This window comes from Streptomyces sp. NPDC048584 (assembly GCF_043199595.1).
GTDB classification, from domain to species: Bacteria; Actinomycetota; Actinomycetes; order Streptomycetales; family Streptomycetaceae; genus Streptomyces; species Streptomyces edwardsiae.
Window position 1 is genome coordinate 1 of the sequence record NZ_JBICWF010000008.1, and the last position, 20284, is coordinate 20284.

Annotated in this window: 10 protein-coding genes; 9 read left to right on the forward strand and 1 reads right to left on the reverse strand. The window is 69.5% G+C overall.

Going from position 1 to position 20284, the window contains the following annotated elements; translation table 11 throughout:
- Positions 1 to 2728, reverse strand: a 2728-nt coding sequence (locus ACGFR9_RS18715) for a DNRLRE domain-containing protein (RefSeq protein WP_393209604.1), incomplete at its 3' end; no start/stop codon positions are given.
- 531 nt (positions 2729 to 3259) lie between these two features.
- On the opposite strand from ACGFR9_RS18715, the gene ACGFR9_RS18720 reads away from it, so the two are divergent.
- From ACGFR9_RS18720 to ACGFR9_RS18760, 9 genes are all read left to right on the forward strand, one after another.
- Positions 3260 to 10501, forward strand: coding sequence for a polymorphic toxin-type HINT domain-containing protein (locus tag ACGFR9_RS18720; RefSeq protein WP_393209607.1), 7242 nt, complete (start codon positions 3260 to 3262; stop codon positions 10499 to 10501).
- Positions 10498 to 11367 (forward strand): hypothetical protein, encoded by an 870-nt coding sequence (locus ACGFR9_RS18725; protein ID WP_393209610.1) that lies wholly within the window; start codon positions 10498 to 10500, stop codon positions 11365 to 11367. Before ACGFR9_RS18720 ends, ACGFR9_RS18725 begins: the two co-directional genes overlap by 4 nt.
- Positions 11368 to 11501: 134 nt before the next feature.
- A complete protein-coding gene (locus tag ACGFR9_RS18730; protein ID WP_393209613.1) occupies positions 11502 to 12311 on the forward strand; it encodes a hypothetical protein in 810 nt (269 codons plus the stop codon).
- Positions 12312 to 12464: 153 nt separating this feature from the next.
- Entirely contained in the window at positions 12465 to 13811 is a 1347-nt protein-coding gene (locus ACGFR9_RS18735) for a nitrate/nitrite transporter (RefSeq protein ID WP_393209616.1), read from the forward strand.
- 141 nt (positions 13812 to 13952) lie between these two features.
- Positions 13953 to 15107 carry a uroporphyrinogen-III synthase gene (locus tag ACGFR9_RS18740; protein ID WP_393209619.1) on the forward strand — a complete coding sequence of 385 codons (1155 nt, stop codon included), beginning with the start codon at positions 13953 to 13955 and terminating at the stop codon, positions 15105 to 15107.
- Positions 15108 to 15246: 139 nt separating this feature from the next.
- Positions 15247 to 15831, forward strand: coding sequence for a CGNR zinc finger domain-containing protein (locus ACGFR9_RS18745; RefSeq protein WP_393209622.1), 585 nt, complete (start codon positions 15247 to 15249; stop codon positions 15829 to 15831).
- 278 nt (positions 15832 to 16109) lie between these two features.
- Positions 16110 to 16694, forward strand: coding sequence for a sigma-70 family RNA polymerase sigma factor (locus ACGFR9_RS18750; protein ID WP_004930798.1), 585 nt, complete (start codon positions 16110 to 16112; stop codon positions 16692 to 16694).
- A gap of 65 nt (positions 16695 to 16759) precedes the next feature.
- Positions 16760 to 17521, forward strand: a complete 762-nt coding sequence (locus ACGFR9_RS18755) for an anti-sigma factor family protein (protein ID WP_393209625.1) — start codon at positions 16760 to 16762, stop codon at positions 17519 to 17521.
- Positions 17522 to 17672: 151 nt separating this feature from the next.
- Positions 17673 to 19970 (forward strand): HelD family protein, encoded by a 2298-nt coding sequence (locus ACGFR9_RS18760; RefSeq protein ID WP_393209628.1) that lies wholly within the window; start codon positions 17673 to 17675, stop codon positions 19968 to 19970.
- Positions 19971 to 20284 lie beyond the last annotated feature (314 nt).

The window sequence follows — 20284 nt, forward strand, 5'->3', positions numbered from 1 at the left end:
CCTTGGCGGGGTTGGAACGGTAGGCGCCGGACATGGAGTAGTCCAGGTCGCCCGAGCCCTTGGCCAGGTCGTTGGTGGCCTGGGAGGGGTACAGCACCAGATTGCCGCCCTCGCTGACCACCATCAGGTCCGGCAGTTTGTCGCCGGTGAAGTCGCCGGGGGCGTCGGCCTGGTCGCGCGGTGTGACGTAGAAGAAGTACTTCGTCGCCTGGGACACGTTGCCCGCGCCGTCGACGACGCGTACGTACAGCACGTTGGGCCCGGCGGTCGGCGGCTTCGCGTTCGCGAGCGTCGCGCTGACGCTCGTGGCCGTACCGGAGGCGCGGTTCACGGAGAACGGGTAGTTCGCCGAGTTGAAGCCGTACTCGTAGCGGACGACGTCCGTGTCGAGGGCGCGCACGGTGAAGGAGCCGGGTGTGCCGAACTTCTTCGTGGACCAGTTGGCGTCCTCGGCGTCGTTGCCGAAGCCGTTCTCACTGCCGTCGGCGTTGGGGAAGTCGGTGGAGCTGACCTTGGGCGGTTTGGGAGCCGCGGTGTCGAGGACGAAGCGGCAGGGTGTCGTGGACGGGGTGTAGGCGGAGGTGGAGTTGGCGTCGTCGACCGCGCGCACCCGCCAGGAGTAGAGCGTGCCATGGGTGAGCTTGCTGGTCGAGAAACCGCTGGTGGTGCGCAGTGCGGTGCCCTTGTCCCCGCCGACGGAGACCTTGCCGGTGGAGCCGAGCAGGTCGCCCGTGGTGTCCCACTTGCCGGTCGGCCACAGGTCGAAGTCCAGGTAGTCGAGGTTCTTGTCCTTGTCGGAGCCCCGTGCGGTGAAGGTCAGGCTGCCCGAGCCCATGCGGACATACGGCTCGGTGGTGGTGCACTTGGCGTCGGGTCCCAGGTCGAGGGACTTGGAGTCGATGGTCGGTTTGCGGTTGTAGACGAGCTCCAGGACAGGTGCGTGATCACCGTTGGCCTGGAACTTCTTCCACGCGTACTGCGAGTCCTCGTCGCGGGCGCGCAGCCCGAACGTGATCATGTCCTTGCCCTGGTCGGCGCGCTGCTGCGCGGCCTTCCTCACGTCAAAGGTCTCGTAGGCGTCCCGGCAGCCGGACTTGTAGCCGTGCGCGAAGCTCTTGGTGGCGAATTTGTTGCCGTCGGTCAGCTTGGGGGCGTTCTTCCAGTTGGTGTGCCCGTTGACCGCGCCGGTGAGGTGCACGCTCATCGAACGGGCGCTGCACGACCAGGAGTACGTCTCCAGCATCCGCAGCTTCGCACTGGTGATCTTCGTGCCCTTGAGGTCCTTGTCGAAGGCGATGTTGAAGTAGGAGCGCGAGGTGCCCCAGGTGTCCGACTCGAATCCGACGCGCGCCTCGTGCGTCCCGCCCTTGTTGAACCCCTTGCCGTTGTAGAAGGTGGCGTTGGGGTGCCGGCTGTAGGCGGTGGTCCAGTTCTGCGTGTGCTTCTTCACGGACGGGTCGACGAACACCGGGTAGGTGGTCGCCGGGTCGTCGAGGAAGGAGAGATCGGGAGAGATGATCCAGTTCGCCCCGGACAGGTCGGACTCCACCAGCTCACCGCGGGAGTCGGGCGAGGGCCCGTCGAGTCCGGCCAGGCCGAGGGTGGCCGCCGGGCCGGTCGGTGTGGGCGCGGGCGTCGGCTCCGCCGGCGCGGACGGCAACGGCGACTCCGACACCGTCACCTCGGGACCGTCGCTGGCCATCGGCAGGGTCTCCGGATGGGTGTCGGCCTGCTCGTCGGTCTCGACGAGCTCCTCGGTGGGACTGGGGCTGTCGCTCGGAAGCTCGGTGGCCGACTCAGTGGGGCCGGGGGTCTCCGAAGCGGTCGGCTGCGCGGTCGCGCCGACGCCACCGTCCGTCACCGCCGGCGCTCCGCTGCTGTCCCACATCAGTGGCGTCGGTGAGACCGCGATCTCCTGGGAGTAGACGTTCTCGGCTGACAGGACCCCCGTGACCGGGTCCAGCCGGAAGGTCAGATCCGGTGAGGTGATTCCGTACGACAGCTGCTGGGCGCGGGGGTCGGCCGCTGCCTGCCGGTTCTTCAGGACGAGCAGCTGGGCGAAGCCCTCGTCGTCGGCCGTGAGCACCAGATCGGCGCCCGGGAAGATCTCCGGGTACAAGGCCCGTGAACCGTCGATGACGGGAGCCGGAACCGCGCCCGGCCAGGTGAGCTGGATGTCGTAGCCGTCGACGGTCAGGGTGACGAGTGGGTTCGCGGTCTCGTCCGCAGCGGCTCGGACGCCGGTGAGCAGGGAGGCGCGGCGGACGGTCGCGCGCGACGCGCGCTGTTCCTTCCGCGCCGGCGAACCCTTCTCGGAGCCGGCCGAGAAGACCATCCGCGCATTGGTCGCCTTCGGCTCCCAGCCGTCCTCGGTGCGGTGGAGGCGGTAGTCGATGTCCTTCCACTCCCCGCCCGCTTTGGCCCGGATCGGTGAGGAGTGCAGGTGCTTGACCATGAGCCCGTCGGGTCGCGCCCACGTGGTGGAGCGCGCCGTGCGCGATGCGGTGACCTCGACGAGCTCGCCGGTCCTCCGTGCCCGCGACACGGCTGCGGCCTCGGTCACCGGCTTCGCGCTCCTGTCGCGGTGGGGGTCCCCGCGTGAATCGGAACGGTCCAGGCCGAGGCCGACGAAGGTGATGCCGGTGGCGGCGAGAGCCGCCGTCAGGACGACGGCGGTGGTCCGATTTCCGGGCAGGCCCCGGCGCCGGGTGCGCTCCGTGCGCGTCATCGGGCGAGTTCCCCTTCCCCCCTTGGAGCCGGCGCGCAGTCAGGCGCGGCCGGGCGAGCCGATGATGACCCATGAGCGCGCCGACGTCACGCTTCGCGCCGAGCACGCGGGATGAGCGGAACGAGCGCCGGGACCGTACCTCTGGTGGACGCCGTTTCCCGAGAACTGCCCTGTGTCGCAGAGCCGTTGACGTCAATTCAGTGCCAAGTCGGACAAAGACTCCCGGCACCGATGAGTATTTGCGATTGAATCCGACGAATCACGTGCTATATCAGGGAAATGTGGGTGCTGGCGTTACCCCGGATAGGCGAGAACTGCGCATTACGCACGGTTATGAATCGTTACGTAACGTGATGGTGATCACATCCGCAGGGTCGATCTGGCGGAACTTCACAGGCGCTGCACAAAATCAGCTCATCTGATACGCCATCACGCGTGGTCCGAACCTGGTCCCGCCTCACTGGTCCGGGGGACCTCGTCGTGTTCGGTCGTTACTCGCCTGTCCGTCGTGGCCGCACACGCCGTGTGCGCATGGCCGTGGTGCCCGCCATCGGGGCCGCCCTCCTGGTAGGTCTCCTGCCCGCGCAGTCACTGGCCCTGCCACCCGATCCGTCCGTGGCCGAGAAGGGCCGCGAAACGCTGGAGCTCGAGGCGCTCGACCAGGACAAACCACTCTCGGGCGAGGCCTTCGAGCGGGACCTGGAGTCCCTGAAGGTCGACGTCCCCGCAGACCTGGAACAGGCTCCGGCCGGTACGGCGACAGCACCGGCCGCCGACTCGGGGCTGGTCAGTTTCGGCTCCGCCGCGTCGGCGGACCAGGCCACCCTGGGCGCGGGCACCACCGCCCGGCAGGCCGATCACACCCCTGTCGAAGACCTTCCTGTCAGCCTCGGGCAGGCCGCCGACCAGCCGGCGCCCACGGGTACCTGGCAGGTCTCCGTCGCCGCCCGGACCTCGACCGTCGCCCAGGGGGTCGACGGCGCGCTCATCACGATCCAGGCCCCCGCGACCGGCTCCGTGCCCGTCTCGGTCGAGCTCGACTACGCGACGTTCAAGAACCTCTACGGAGCGGACTGGGCCTCCCGGCTGCGCTTCGTCCAGTTCCCGGAGTGCTACCTCGTCACCCCGGAGGACGAGGCCTGCCAGACGTACGAGGAACTGGAGACGACCAACGACACCAGGACCCAGTCGATCACGGCGACGGTCGACACGGCGGCGGACGGCACGGTCACACCGGCCGTGGCGAAGGACCCCGGGACCACCGGCCCCTCGGTCGCCCAGGCCGCCTACCGCACCTCGGCCACGCGGGTCGCGGCGGGCGGTGACACGGCTGTCGTCGCCGCTGTCGACTCCGGCGGAGGCGCGGGCGGGACGTTCAAGGCCACCCCGCTGGCCGCCAGCGGATCCTGGCAGGCCGGCGGCTCCTCGGGGGCGTTCACCTGGTCGTACCCGCTGACGGTTCCCGCCGCACCGGCAGGACCGGCCCCGCAGATCACCTTCAGCTACAACTCCCAGTCGGTGGACGGCCGCGTCGCGGTCTCCTCTCCCCAGTCCTCCTGGATCGGCGAGGGCTGGGACTACGACCCCGGCTACATCGAGCGCCGCTACCGCTCCTGCCAGGACGACCGCAAGACCCTGGACGCGGGCACCCCCAACAACACGGCCAAGAAGGACAAGACGTCCGACCTGTGCTGGGCGTCGTACAACGCGGTGATGTCCCTGGGGGGCAGGAACGTCGAGCTGGTGCGGGACGCTCCCGCGGGCAGCGATCCGGAGACCGACACCGAGGTCTACCGGGCCCAGACCGACGACGGCACCCGCGTCGAGCGCAGGACCGGCGGGACCAACGGCGACGACAACGGCGAGTACTGGATCGTCACGACCACGGACGGCACCCAGTACTACTTCGGCCTCAACGAGGTCGGCGGTGGTCATGCCGACTCCCACTCCGTATCCACCGTGCCCGTCTTCGGCAACCACCCCGGGGAACCCTGCCACGCCACCGCCTTCGCCGACTCCCGCTGCGGGGCCGGGAGGCAGCAGGCCTGGCGCTGGGGACTCGACAAGGTCGTCGACGTGCACGGCAACGTGATGGTCGTCAACTGGAAGCAGGAGACGAACCACTACGCGGTCAGGAAGAAGTTCACCTCCCCCGAGCAGTACGAGCGTGCCGCCTACCCGGCCAGCATCGAGTACGGCATGCGCTCCTCCGACCTCACCCAGCCCTCCGCGACGGTCGAGTTCGGCGCGAAGCAGCGTTGCCTGAAGTCGGAGACGGCCTGTGACTCCGCGAACTTCGCCAAGACCGACGACCCCGGCGCCTACCGGCCCTGGTGGGACACCCCCGGCAACCTGAACTGCAAGTCGACGTCGAAACTGTGCCCGGCCTTCCCGTCGTTCTGGACGCAGATGCGTCTGGACACGGTGACGACGAAGGCCGCCCGCGCCGGCCAGACCGGCCTGGGCAAGGTCGACACCTACCAGCTCCACCAGTCCTTCCCGGAGGACTGGTACGACACGGCGCCCGGCCTGTGGCTGAACTCGGTCACCCGCCGGGGCTTCGCCCCCGGTGACACCACCGGCATCCTCCAGCACAAGGACGGCGTCAGCTTCGCCGAGTACTCGGTCGGCTCCACCTCGCCGCTGCGGACGAGACTGAAGGACCGCCAGCTTCCGAACCTGGTGCCGAGCGGTGCGAACGACCAGCGTCCCGCCTTCACCCGGCCCCGCATCGGCACCGTGGCGACGGAGCACGGCGGCGACATCGAGGTCGAGTACAAGGGCGGCTGCGCCAGTGAGCCGGCCGAGGACAAGGGCAAGGACAACGGCACCTGCTACCCGGTCCGCTGGTCGCCGGACGGCGACGAGAAGACGCCGGCGAAGTCGTGGTTCAACAAGTACGTCGTCCACTCCGTCACCCAGACGGACAAGGTCACCTCGCACGGCAAGCCGGTCTACACGACATACAAGTACGCGGGTCCTGCCTGGGCCAAGAACGACGACGAGTTCACCCGGCCGTCCCTGCGGACGTTCAGCGCCTGGCGGGGCTACCGCCAGGTCGCGGTCACCAAGGGGAGCAAGACCACCTCCCAGTCGGGCGAGCCGCAGGGGCAGTCGTACTCCGAGACCCGGTACTTCCAGGGCACGGGCGGGGAGGTCAAGGACTCCACGGGCACGTACACGCTGGTCACCGACGACGCACCGCAGTACGCGGGCATGACGGCGGAGAGCATCACCTACCTGGACTCCGACAAGCGGGTGCAGAAGCGTGCCCTGAGCTTCCCCTGGTCGAGGCAGACCGCCTCCCGCTCCCGTGAGGCGGAGAACGGCACCGCTCTCTCCCCGCTGCTCGCCCACCGCACCGGTGTCAAACGGTCGGACGAGATCCAGACCGTCGACACGAGCTGGCGGGCGGTACGGACCCTGACGACCGTCGACGACACCTACGGCCTTCCGGTCCAGGTGGAGACGTCCGTGGTCAAGCCGAACGGCTCCGGCGAGACCCTGTCCGACCAGAGCTGCACCAGGACGTCGTACGTGCACAACACCACGGCGTGGCTGATCGGCCTGACGAAGGAACAGCGGACCACGGGCACCTCGTGCGCCGGGTACGACACGGCGGACCCGGCCACCAAGCTCGTCAAGGCGGTCCGCGACAGCTACGACGGCCAGGCGTACGGGGCGGCTCCGACCAAGGGCCTGCTCACCTCCCAGGCAGGTACCGACGGCGCCGGAACCGCCTACTCGGTCGTCGCCGGCACGACGTACGACCCGCTGGGCCGTGTCCGCACGGTCACCAGTCCGGGCGTGGGCACGACCGAGACGCAGTACACCCCCGCGGACACCGGCGGACCGGTCACCACCACCAAGGTGATCAACGCCAAGGGCCATGCCGTCACGACGACCTTCGACCCCGGCCGCAGCCTCGCGCTGACGGTCACCGACGCCAACGGCCGGGTCACACGCAACGAGTACGACGCCCTCGGACGACTGGTGAAGGGCTGGTCGCCGTCCCGCTCCTCCGGCGGCAAGTCGCCCGACGTCGAGATCTCGTACCAGTCGGCGATCGCCACCTCCGAGACGACCCGCCCCGCCGCGGTCACCACCAAGAGCCTCAAGGACGACGGGACGTACAGCCGGCAGGTGGCGATCTACGACGGTCTGATGCGCCCCGTGCAGACGCAGTCCGAAGCCCACGGCCCCGGCCGTGTCGTCACCGACACCACCTACAACGACCACGGCCTGGTCGGCGAGCAGACCAGCGGGTACCTCGCGAAGGGCGATCCGGCAGCCGAGCTCTTCGCGCCCCGATCGCGGACCCTGATCCCGAGCTGGATCAAGTACCGCTACGACGGCCTGGAGCGCAAGCAGCGCGAGTCGACGTACCACGACGGCGACTTCGCCTACGCGACCTACACCTACTACAGCGACACCAGCACATACGTCGACCCCGCCGGGTCCACGGTCCCGCGGACCCGCACCTTCACCGACGCCCTCGGCAGGGTCACCTCCATCCGCCACTACAAGGACGACGGGAGCACCAGCGAGGGGCGCGTCACCTCGTACGAGTACGACGCACGCGGCTATCGCACCAAGGTCACCGATCCGGCAGGGAACGCGTGGACGTACACGTACGACGCGCGGGGACGGGTGACCTCCACCAAGGACCCCGACACGGGCGAGACGAAGACGTGGTACGACGAGGCCGACCGGCCTCAGAAGGTGACGGACGCCAAGTCCAGGACGACGTACACCGAGTACGACGAACTGGGCCGGGTCGAGTTCGTCCGTGAGGGCTCCGCGACGGCCGTCCCGGTCAAGGAGTTCACGTACGACAGCCTGCCCGGTGCGCTCGGGCAGCCGGTCGCCTCGATCCGGCGCACCCTGAACGGCGACTACATCGAGCGCGTCACCGGTTACGACACCGAGTACCGGCCCACCGGCACGGAGACGGTGATCCCGCCCGGCTCGCTGACGACGGGCGTCGCCGGAACGTACGCCTACGCGTACACCTACACACCCGTCACGGGGCAGGTCCAGTCGGTCACGCTGCCCGCGGTGGGCGGGCTGGCGCAGGAGAAGGTCGTCACCCGCTACAACGCGGACGGCCTCCCCGAGTCGACGGCGGGCGCGGCCTGGTACACGTCCGACGTCACCTACTCGCCCTACGGCGAGGCCCTGCGTACGGTGTCCGGCGCCCAGCCGTACCGGGTGTGGACGACGAACTTCGTCGACCCGCACACCGGCCGGCTCCAGCGCACGGTCGCCGACCGCGAGACCTCCGGCCCGCACCGCATCACCGACGGCTACTACGCGTACGACAAGTCCGGCACCATCACCTCCCACGCGCGTCAACTGACGGACGCCTCGGGCTCGTCGTGGGACACCCAGTGCTTCACCTACGACGTGATGGGCGAGCTGCTCAACGCCTGGACGTCGAACATCACCCCGACCGGCTCCGACGACGGCTGCAAGACGTCGAACGGCGCGACCTGGGGCCCCCGCACGGACTACATGGCCTCGTCAGGTCCGGTGGCCGACGCGCCCGACGCGTCGACGGACGTGTCGAGCCCGGACACCGCGCTGGCCACCACCCGGTCGGCCGCCGCCCCCGACGCCGCCACGGTCTCCACCGGAGCCACCGCCTACCACCAGTCCTTCACCTTCGACTGGCTCGGCAACCGCGCCGCCATGACCGAGCACGACCCGGCGGACGCCACGAAGAACGTCTCGCTCAAGTACGGCTACGGCACACCCCAGCCGCACACCATGAAATGGATCAGCTCCGACCCGGCCGGCCGGGGCAGCAGCTACACGTACGACGCGGCGGGCAACACCGAGGCCCGTGACCTGCCCGCCACCACGCAGAACCTCACCTGGACGCAGGAGAACAAGCTCGACACGATCACGGACGACGGCAAGAAGACGACGTACGTCTACGACACCGCCGGAAACCGCGTCCTGGAGAACTCCCCGTCGGGCTCGACGCTCTACCTGGGCGAGACCGAGGTGACGACCGACGCCGCCGGGGCGGTCGTCCGGGCCTCCCGCACCTACGGACAGGCCGGCGCGCCTCCCGTGACCCGCACGGCGAGCAATGGCGCGACGACGGGTCACCAGATCAGCGTGCTGCTCACCGACCATCTCGGCACGGCGAACACGGCGGTCTCCCTGTCGAGCGGACAGGCCGTCACCCGCCGGGCCTTCAAGCCCTACGGCGAGACCCGCGGGGCCAAGCCGTCGGTCTGGCCGAACAAGCGCGGCTACCTGGGCGTCGGCATCGACGACACGGCCACCGGCCTGACCCACATCGGCGCCCGCGAGTACGACCAGGACTCCGGCCGCTTCCTCTCGGCGGACCCGGTCGTCGACATCGCCGATCCGCTGCAGATGAACGGCTACGCCTACAGCGGCAACAGCCCGGTCAGCCACGGCGACCCCAGCGGCCTCTGGTGCGACAGCTGCAACGACGGCAAGGGCTGGACCCGCCCCGACGGCGGCACCCAGGGCGACCCGAACGGCGGTCTGAACTCCGACGGCTCGGTGCGGGGGACGCCGCACGGTGGCGGTGGCAGCTGGGAGAGCACCGTCACGTGGACCGCCGCCCAGACGCCTCGGACGAACGATATCGACGAGCTGCTCAAGCACTTCCTGATGAACAGTCCGAACGGTGACTCACCCGGGACCGACTACTGGGTGACGCCCGTCTATGAGAACGACGGACCGGGCAACGCATGCTTCGGCCGGGAGGCATGCCGTCAGGCGTACAAGTACCTGTTGCGCCACGACGACGTGGCGGAGGCCAAGCGCATCGCCGCCAACTACTGCGTCGCGAACTTGAACGAGTGCGTGTCGGACGCCAGCGCGTTCGAGCGCGGCAAGCTCATCGAGGGATTCATCGCGGCACTGGTCGCCGGGGGAAGGAGCTCATCGGCGGTCTCCGGTGTCGGGAAGACGAAGGGGTGGGGCTGCAAGTGCTTCCTGGCGGGGACGGACGTCCTCATGGCCGACGGGAGCAGCAAGGACATCGAGGACATCGAGTCCGGGGACGAGGTACTGGCCACCGACCCCGGAACCGGTGAGACGGGGTCCCGCAAGGTCACTCGTCTCATCGTCACCGACGACGACAAGCAGTTCAACGAGCTGTCGATCGCCACGGTCGATGGAATCGAGAAGCTCACCGCAACCCACGAGCATCCTTTCTGGTCCCCGTCCGAGCAGAACTGGATCGAGGCGGGCGACCTCACCGCCGGCATGACCCTGCGCACCGACACAGGGGACACGGTCGTCGTCACCGGGAACCGTGCCTTCACCAGGCACGCCCGTACCTACAACCTCACCGTTGACGACCTGCATACGTACTATGTGCTGGCGGGCGAGACTCCAGTACTCGTACACAACTCGGGCGGGCCGAGCTTTGACCTCAACAAGATGGACGCGCCCGGTCACAGTAATTACGCCTTGGTGGACAAAAACAACACGGTTTACTATGTCGGCAGATTTGGGCCGAACGAAACGCCGGCGACCGTTCAGAAGCGGCATGGTGCTAACTTTGATCGGTTCAACCCGGCAAACGGTGACAAGATGAGCGTGTTTCCGGGTACCAGGACATACGGTCAGGCGCGCCTCCTCGAGCAGCGGATGATGGAGTACTTCAACACCTACGTCGGAAGGGGGCCGACGTATCGAGGGAACAGGGACAACCCGATGGAACCAGGGAAGAAGCCCGCTTACCTCGCCTATGAGAACTACAAGAACGGAGGGTGTCCGTGAGTGACGAACGCGTGAAGGCAGACTTGATGGCGATTCTGCAGGAATTCGCGGAGAGTGCGGGCGGTCGTCCTTCTCTCAAGGAATTCATGGAGCTCTTCAAGTGGCCGTCGGAGGCCATTTACTCCGCCCCGCTCGAATTCGAGGCAATTCTGGTGGACGGAACCGTGTACTCTGGCCCGGCAGAGTCCAGGGTGTCCGAAATGAATGACTCGGTATTTACGGAATTGACTGACTTCCTTGCAAGTCTGCCCGGTGAGGACAGTGGAGGCGCCGTGGCTCCACATGGTCTGGCGAACATCCTGCTGGAATTCATCAACGACGAAGCCGAAAACTTTGCTGATGTGCCCAGTGGGGGTATTTCCAGCCTGCTCGTCTCAGGGGCAGGGGGTGTTGACCGGCCTGAGGTGGGGGACATTCTGGCTGTTCCCGTCGATGGTGGCTGGTACGCGGTGATCGTGGTTGCGCGCAACAGGTTCGGTGTGGCGCTCGGGGTTTTTGGAGAGAAGCTGCCTTCCCTGGACGCTGTGCACCCCGAACCTTCCTCCGCGTGCAAGTTTCCCGTTTACAGCGATGATGCGGAGGTCGTGAACGGATCGTGGAAGGTGGTCGGGCGGAATGAGGGCCTCCTTTCCGCATTTCCGGCCGAACCGGAAATCTACCACTCGCCGAGTTTGGTGTTTCCGGGGTTCGACTTCGGCGAGTTCGGCGCCGCGGAGAGCCCCTCCGGCACCGTCCGGCTGATCGACAGTGCCGAGGCGACGGCTGTCGGTATTTCTACAGGAAGCTACCGGCAGACGTTCACCGGAGAATTTCTGCAGCACTCCCTGGATGGTTTGGTAAGGCGCTGGCGTCAGTCTGAGCTGTAGTCGACGCCGTGTCGGGGCGCCGGGACGGCGTCGCTGCGGGGAGGGCGTGGGAAGCCGCTCTGGTTCGAAGTGGGTGGGCGTGACAGACTTTCTCTGTTGCGGAAGTGAACAGAGTGGCCAGGGGGCGTGGGCGGATGAGCAAGCGGCAGACGCGGAAGATGCTGCGGTTGATGGCGAGCGGGGAGCCGGTCGAGCTCACCAGCGCGATGGCTTCCGTGAAGAAGCTCGCCCGACTCGCCTTCACCGCCCAGCAGTTCGGGTACGAGTACGCGGACGTACGGCAGGGCGGCGGGAACAACAGCCAGCTGAAGATGCTGATCGTGCCCGACCACAGTCCGCACGCCCGCGCCCGCGCCGCGCAGAACTGGGCGCAGTACCCGAACGCCCACGACGGGGTGTCGCTGCCCCCGCTCGTGCCGGACGCGTTCGAACTGCTCAAGGCCCGCATCAACTTCGACCTCACCGGCAAGAGCGCCGAGAAGCGGATGGGGTACGGCGCTCTCGGTGTCTCCATCGGCCTGGTGATCCTGGCGTACCGGCTCGGCGGGACGTCCTCCGACTTCGTCATCTGCGCCGTCATATGGCTGGCCCTCATGGCCGTCTTCGGCATCGGGCTCGTCGTCACCCGCAAGCGCAACGCCAAGTTCGCCGCCCGGCTGCAGGCGGCCGGATTCGCCCCGGTGGCGGACGAGACCGGCCGGGTGCGCTATCTGCCTCCGGGCGGGCAGATGCCGGGGCACGGGAATCCGTACGGGGGTGGCGGGCCGTACGGGGGGCACGTGCCGGGGCAGGCGCCGGCCTACGGTCAGCCGCAGCCTCCGATGCCGTACGCCCAGCCGCAGCCGCAGCCGCAGCCTCCGATGCCGTACGCCCAGCCGCAGCCGCAGTACCCCCAGCCGCCCTACCCCCAGCAGAACCCCCACTGGCAGCCCCCGCAGCGCTGACGTCCGGGGCAGCTCTCATCCCGGCCTTGCCCGAGGTGAGAGCAACGTTCCCTCCCGGTCACCGGCTGCCACAGCGCCGAAACGCTCCCTCCCTACCTTCGGGATCAGTCCCTCGCGGCACCGCCCGCGCCCCCGGAGAGCAGTGGAGGCCTGATGACAGTCCGCAGCGGCCGTTGGATTCAGCAGTGGGATCCGGAGGACGAGGTCTTCTGGAACACGACCGGGGAGAAGACCGCCCGGCGCAACCTCCTCTTCTCCGTGCTGTCCGAGCACATCGGGTTCTCCGTCTGGACCATGTGGTCCGTGCTCGTCCTCTTCATGGGCCCCGAGTACGGGCTCACCCCCGCCGACAAGTTCCTGCTCACCTCCGTGGTCACACTGGTGGGCGCGGTCGTCCGGGTGCCGTACACCTTCGCCGTCGCCGTCTTCGGCGGGCGCAACTGGACGGTGATCAGCGCGGCGCTGCTGCTCGTGCCCACCGTCGCCGCGTTCACGGTGATGGAACCGGGGACCTCCTTCTCCACCTTCCTCCTCGTCGGCCTGCTGGCCGGTGTCGGCGGCGGCAACTTCGCCTCCTCCATGACCAACATCAACGCCTTCTTCCCACTCAGGAAGAAGGGCTGGGCGCTGGGACTGAACGCCGGCGGCGGCAACATCGGCGTCCCGGTGATCCAGCTGGCCGCCCTCGCGATCATCGGCGCGAGCGGCGGACCGCGTGTGCTGCTCGGTGTCTACATCCCGTTGATCGTCGTCGCCGCCGTGCTCGCCGCGCGGTACATGGACAACCTGGCCTCGGTGAAGAACGACACCGGCGCCGCCAAGGACGCCGCGCGGGACCCGCACACCTGGATCATGTCGTTCCTCTACATCGGCACCTTCGGCTCGTTCATCGGCTACAGCTTCGCCTTCGGGCAGGTGCTGCAGAGCCAGTTCGACCGCACACCGCTCGAGGCCGCGTACGTCACCTTCATCGGCCCGCTGCTCGGCTCGCTGATCCGGCCGGTGGGCGGATGGCTCGCCGACCGGTACGGCGGCTCGCGGATCACGCTGTGGAACTTCGTCGCCATGGGCGCGGCGACGTCCGTGCTGATCGTCGCCTCGATGCAGGGCTCGCTGGCGCTGTTCACCGTCGCGTTCGTGGTCCTGTTCGTGCTGACCGGCCTCGGCAACGGGTCGACGTACAAGATGATCCCCGGCATCTTCCAGGCGAAGGCGCTGGCGAGGGGGCTGGTGGGGGAGGAGGCGGCCGGGTACGGGCGGCGGCTGTCCGGGGCGGCCATGGGGCTGATCGGAGCGGTGGGGGCGCTCGGCGGCGTCGGCATCAATCTCGCCTTCCGTCAGTCCTTCCTCTCCTACGGCTCCGGCACCGGCGCGTTCGTCGCCTTCCTTGCCTGCTACGCGGTCTGCTTCGCGGTCACGTGGGCGGTGTATCTGCGCCGGCCGGTGGACACGAACCCCGCCTTGGAGAAGAAGCCGCAGCTCAGCTACGCGGACGTATGACGGGAAGTGACGTAACACTGGTGACATGAAGCCGAACCGAGCCTGTCATGGAGCGTTGACAGGCTCGATCGGCGTGACGGCGGAGCCGCGACCTCACGCACCACCATGCAGTACACCGACTCGATCCGGGACGAGAGAGCCATGTACGACGAACGAGAGCAGCCATCCGAACACGGACCCCTCGCCGGGTTCACCGTGGGTGTGACCGCCGCGCGCCGGGCCGACGAGCTGGGTGCGCTGCTGGAGCGGCGCGGAGCCGCCGTGCTGCACGCCCCGGCCCTGCGGATCGTGCCGCTCGCCGACGACAGCGAACTGCTGGCCGCCACCAAGGACCTCATCGGGCAGGCCCCGGACATCGCGGTCGCCACCACCGCCATCGGGTTCCGGGGCTGGGTGGAGGCCGCCGATGGCTGGGGGCTCGGCGAGGATCTGCTGGCGCGGCTGCGCGGGGTGCGGATCCTGGCGCGCGGGCCCAAGGTGAAGGGCGCGATCCGGGCCGCCGGGCTGACCGAGGAGTGGTCGCCGGCGTCGGAGTCGCTGGCCGAGGTGCTCGACCGGCTCCTCGAGGAGGGCGTCGACGGGCTGCGGATCGCCGTACAGCTGCACGGTGAGCCGCTGCCCGGGTTCGTGGAGGCGCTCAGGGACGCGGGCGCGGAGGTGGTGGGGGTGCCGGTGTACCGGTGGCTGCCGCCGGAGGACCTCGGCCCGGTCGACCGTCTGATCGACGCGGCCGTCGCCCGCACCCTGGACGCGGTCACGTTCACCAGCGCGCCCGCCGCCGCGTCCCTGCTGTCCCGCGCGGAGGAACGCGGACTGCTCGACGAACTGCTCGCCGCGCTCGGCCACGACGTGCTGTCCGCCTGCGTCGGACCGGTCACCGCGCTGCCGCTGCAGTCCCGCGGCATCGGCACGGTGCAGCCCGAGCGGTTCCGGCTCGGTCCGCTGGTGCAGGTGCTGTGCCGGGAACTGCCCGCGCGGGCACGCGCGTTCCCCGTCGCCGGGCACCGGGTGGAGATCCGGGGGCACGCGGTCCTGGTGGACGGCGCGCTCAAACCCGTACCGCCCGCCGGGATGTCGCTGCTGAGGGCGCTGTCGCGGCGGCCCGGCTGGGTCGTCTCCCGCGCGGAGCTGCTGCGCGTCCTGCCCGGCGCGGGACGCGACGAACACGCGGTGGAGACCGCCATGGCCCGGCTGCGCTCCGCCCTGGGCACCCCGAAACTCATCCAGACGGTCGTCAAGCGCGGCTACCGCCTCGCCCTGGACCCGTCGGCGGAGTCGAAGTACGCGGACGGGTGAGCGTTCCCGGCCCGTGGACGTCCACTCACGGGCCGGAGGGGTTACGGCGGCCGGAACGGGCAGGCACTGTGGGAGGGAACGGTTTCCCGGATCGCTCACCGGCCCCGGGCGCGGGGCCAACCTAGGCGGTGGCAGGAACATGGCACTGGGTACGGTCACGGCGGGCTCCTACGAGCTGCGGTTCGACACCGGGCGGATCTGCCTGGATCTGCTCGCGACCTCCCATCCCGTGGAACGGCTCGGCTCCGTGGAGGTGCTGCGCCTCTGGATCGCCGGCTCCGGGCTCGTCCCGGCGGACACCGCGCTGGCCCACGTCGACGCCTCCTGGCCGGCGGCCTTCCGCGAACTGCGCGGACAGCTGGCCCCGTTGGTGCGCGGAAGGCCGGCGTCGTACGACCGCCCGCTCGCGCGCGTCAACGAACTCGCCCGCGCCGCACCGCCGGTGCCCCGCGCGGTACCCGGCGAGGACGGCGTCCTGGTACGCCGGCTCGACGGCCCGCCCGGCCGGGCCGCGCTGCTCGCGGCCGTCGCGCGGGACGCCGTGGACCTGCTGACCGATCCCGTCGCGCGGGCGAGCCTGCGCCAGTGCGAGGGCGACAACTGCCCGATCGTGTACGTCGACGCCTCCCGCGGGCGCAGGCGCCGCTGGTGCTCCAGCGAGGTCTGCGGCAACCGGGAGCGCGTGGCCCGTCACCGCAGGCGCGCGGCACTCGCACGCGCCTAGACGAACTCCGGTGCCCCCTATGCGGCTTCTGTGCGCCGACCGCGAGAAATCGCCGAAGTGATCTCGGTTACACGGAAGTTCGGTCCGATCGTGCTGTGATCACCGCCACACGCGCGTCGATGTGTCGGAAATGTAAAGAAGCAACGGTGGAATTGTGGGTTCATGTCCCGGTCGTCATGTCACCCCACAGAAAACTGTCACCTCGCTTTGAACACCCAACACCCCGCTTCCGTACCGGTTGTCGAGCGACCGACTGGGGGATCCCCCGGACACCGGAGGTGGGCGTGCGCAAGGATGCGGCCGTGGCCAATGAACGTGGAGCGAGGGCCCGACATCGCATGTCCTCACAGCCCTCGGAACCTGACGAGGAGTTGATGCGTGCCCTGTACCGGGAGCACGCCGGACCATTGCTCGCCTATGTCCTCCGGCTGGTCGCCGGGGACCGGCAGCGCGCCGAGGACGTCGTTCAGGAAACGCTCATCCGTGCCTGGAAGAACGCCGGTCAGCTCAATCGGGCGACCGGTTCGGTACGCCCCTGGCTGGTGACGGTCGCCCGGCGCATCGTCATCGACGGCCACCGCAGCCGGCAGGCCCGGCCGCAGGAGGTCGATCCGTCGCCGCTGGAGGTCATCCCCGCGGAGGACGAGATCGACAAGGCGCTGTGGCTGATGACGCTGTCTGACGCACTCGACGACCTGACCCCGGCGCACCGGGAGGTACTCGTCGAGACGTACTTCAAGGGACGTACCGTCAATGAGGCGGCCCAGACACTCGGCATACCCAGCGGCACCGTCCGCTCCCGGGTGTTCTACGCCCTGCGTTCGATGAAGCTGGCACTGGAGGAGCGGGGGGTGACGGCGTGACGAAGGTCTACGGGGGATACGGAGAGGGCGGTACGGGTATGACTGGTCCCATGCAGGGATCACCGGTGCCGAACGAACACGAGACCGTCGGCGCCTACGCCCTCGGCATCCTCGACGACGCCGAAGCAACCGCTTTCGAGGCCCACCTCGCGACCTGCGAGTGGTGCGCCCAGCAGCTCGACGAGCTCGCCGGGATGGAGCCGATGCTGGCCGCGCTCGCGGACCTGCCCGGCACCGGGACGCCCGCGCTGGGTGAGTCGCTGTCCGCCAGGCCCGCCCCGCGCGTGGTGGAGAAGCTGGTCGACGAGGTGGCCGAGCGCCGCGCGCGCAAGCGCCGCCGCAACTTCTACATGGTGGCCGCGGCCGGCGCGCTGATCATCAGCGGCCCGTTCGTCGCCGTCGCGGCCAGCGGTGGGAGCGACGAGGGCGGAGGTGGGAGCGGTACCAACCGTACGCTGGCCGCCAACCCGGCCAAGGACGCCTTCGACAAGAGCACCGAGAAGATCATGGCGACGGACCCGGCCACCCAGGTGACGGCGACCGTGGCGATGGAGAAGAAGCTCTGGGGCACCGAGATCGTCACGGAGCTGAAGAACGTCAAGGGCGAGCAGAAGTGCTCCCTCGTCGCCGTCGGCAAGAACGGCGAGCGGGAGACCATCAACTCCTGGTCCGTCCCCGGCGAGGGCTACGGCCTCCCGGACGCCGAGTCCGACAAGGCCAAGCAGCCGCTGTACGTACAGGGCGGCGCGGCCTTCCAGCCGAACGAGATCGACCACTTCCAGGTGATGACCTTCGACGGCGAGCTGCTGGTCGAGATCGACGCGTAGGGGCCGGCCCGCAGGAAGTCGCCCCGCTCCGACCGGCACCGGTGAGCGGGGTCCGGTGCGTGCCGGGCCCCGCTCACCGGTGGGCCCGTAGCCGACAGGCCTCCCCTTCGCGTACGGTTGACGGCTGCCCAGCACGTCAGAAGGGGGCCCGGTGGCCGCTCAGGCTCAACAGGGAACCGCGGTCGATCCGGTTCACGACTCCGTCCGCGACCGGGAGATCCGAGTCGAACAGGAACACCTCGACCGGGTGTACCGGCGCCTCGAGGAGAAGATCCACGAGGCCGAGTTCCTCATGCGCGACGCCGCCCTGCGCGGCCATGTCGGCACGCCCGGCGCGCTCGCCGAGCGGGACGCCCAGGTCTTCCGGGCCGGCGTCCACCTCAACCGGCTGAACAACGAGTACGAGGACTTCCTCTTCGGCCGGATCGACCTGCTGCCCGGCAAGGACGGCAGGAAGGGCCCCGACGGCGCGTACACCGCCGTGGAGCCCGCCGAGGGCGCCGTACGGCCCGACAACACCGCGGACATCGCCGAGACCCTGCACATCGGCCGGATCGGCGTCCTGGACGAGGACTACGCCCCGCTGGTCATCGACTGGCGGGCGCCGGCCGCCGCGCCGTTCTACCGTTCCACCCCCGTCGACCCCGGCCGGGTCGTGCGCCGCCGGGTCATCCGCTCCAAGGGCCGCCGCGTCCAGAGCGTCGAGGACGACCTGATGCGCCCCGAGCTGACCGCGTCCCTCGACGGCCGCGAGCTGCCCGTGATCGGCGACGGCGCCCTGATGGCCGCGCTGGGCCAGGCCCGTACGCACACCATGCGGGACATCGTCGCGTCCATCCAGGCCGAGCAGGACCTGGTGATCCGCGCCCCCGCCGCCTCCGTGACCTATGTCGAGGGCGGCCCCGGCACCGGCAAGACCGCCGTCGCCCTGCACCGCGCCGCGTACCTCCTCTACCAGGACCGGCGCCGGTACGCGGGCGGCATCCTCATCGTCTCGCCCACCCCGCTCCTCGTCGCCTACACCGAGGGCGTGCTGCCCTCCCTCGGCGAGGAGGGCCAGGTCGCCATCCGCGCCATCGGCTCGCTGGTCGACGGCGCCGAGGCCACCCTGTACGACTCCCCGTCGGTGGCCCGTGCCAAGGGCTCGTACCGCATGCTGAAGGTGCTGCGGAAGGCCGCGCGCGGAGCGCTCGAGCCGAACGGCTCGCCGCAGCGGCTGCGGGTCGTCGCCTTCGGCCGGCGGCTGGAGCTGGAGGCCGGTGAACTGGCGGACATCCGCCGTACCGCCCTCGCCGGCACCGCCCCCGTCAACCTGCTGCGCCCGCGCGCCCGCAAGCTGCTCCTCGACGCCCTGTGGCAGCGTTCCGGCGCTGGCACCCGGCACACCGACCCGGAGCTCGCCGCCGAACTGCGCGCCTCCTTCGACGAGGACATCACCGGCGAGGACGACTTCATCGCCTTCCTCGACGCATGGTGGCCCGAGCTCACCCCGGCCGCCGTGCTGGACGCCATGGCCGACGAGCGGCGCCTCGGCCGCTGGGCCCGGCGGATCCTCAACCCGGGCGAGGTCCGCAAGGTCGCCCGGGCGCTGAAGCGCGTCGGCCGCTCCGTGCACGACATCGCCATGCTCGACGAGCTCCAGGCGATCCTCGGCGCCCCCGCGCGCCCCCGCAAGAAGCGCGACCTCGACCCGCTGGACCAGCTCACCGGGCTTGAGGAGCTGATGCCGGTGCGTGAGGAGACCCAGCGCGAGCGCGCCGAGCGGCTCGCCCAGGAACGCGTCGAGTACGCGCACGTCATCGTCGACGAGGCGCAGGACCTCACCCCGATGCAGTGGCGCATGGTCGGCCGCCGCGGCCGGCACGCCACCTGGACGGTCGTCGGCGACCCGGCCCAGTCCTCCTGGTCCGACCCCGACGAGGCCGCCCAGGCCCGCGACGAGGCCCTCGGCAGCCGCCCGCGCCGCCGCTTCGAGCTCACGGTGAACTACCGCAACCCCGCGGAGATCGCCGAACTGGCGTCGAAGGTCCTCGCCCTCGCCATGCCGGGGTCCGTGTCGCCGAAGGCGGTGCGCTCCACGGGTGTCGAACCGCGGTTCGCCGTCGCGGCCGGCCCGCTGGGCGAGACCGTGCGCGCGGAGGCCGCGCGGCTGCTGGAGCGCGTGGACGGCACCGTCGGCGTGGTCGTCGCCATGCAGCGACGCGAGGAGGCCCGGCGCTGGCTCGACGGGCTCGGCGACCGCGTGGTGGCGCTCGGCAGCCTGGAGGCCAAGGGCCTCGAGTACGACGCCACGATCGTCGTATCACCCGCGGAGATCGCCGACGAGTCCCCGGCCGGCCTGCGGGTCCTGTACGTCGCCCTGACCCGCGCCACCCAGCAGCTGACGGTGGTCTCGGCGGAGCGGGACGAGCCGGACCCGGACGGAGTGCCGGATCTGCTGAGGGACTGAGGGGAACGGTGAAAAAGCACGTGCGCCGGGGGAATGGTCTTACGGGATCCGTTTGTTAGCCTGGACGTGGCACCGGCCCGATCCAAGCCCCCGGGCCCAACCTTAGTCGCTGCGAGCGACCACTTGCCGCGAGGCGAGCATGGCGGGTCGGTGTCATATGAACGGCGGAGACCCACGTCATGAACTGTGACGTGGGTCTCTTTTTCTCCGCTCTTCCTCTTGTCCGATCGGCTCCCGCGTGGTGGAAACTGGCTTCCGTCGCACAGCACACGCCGATGAACAAAACGTCCGCAATCCACGGCGGCTACCGCGTA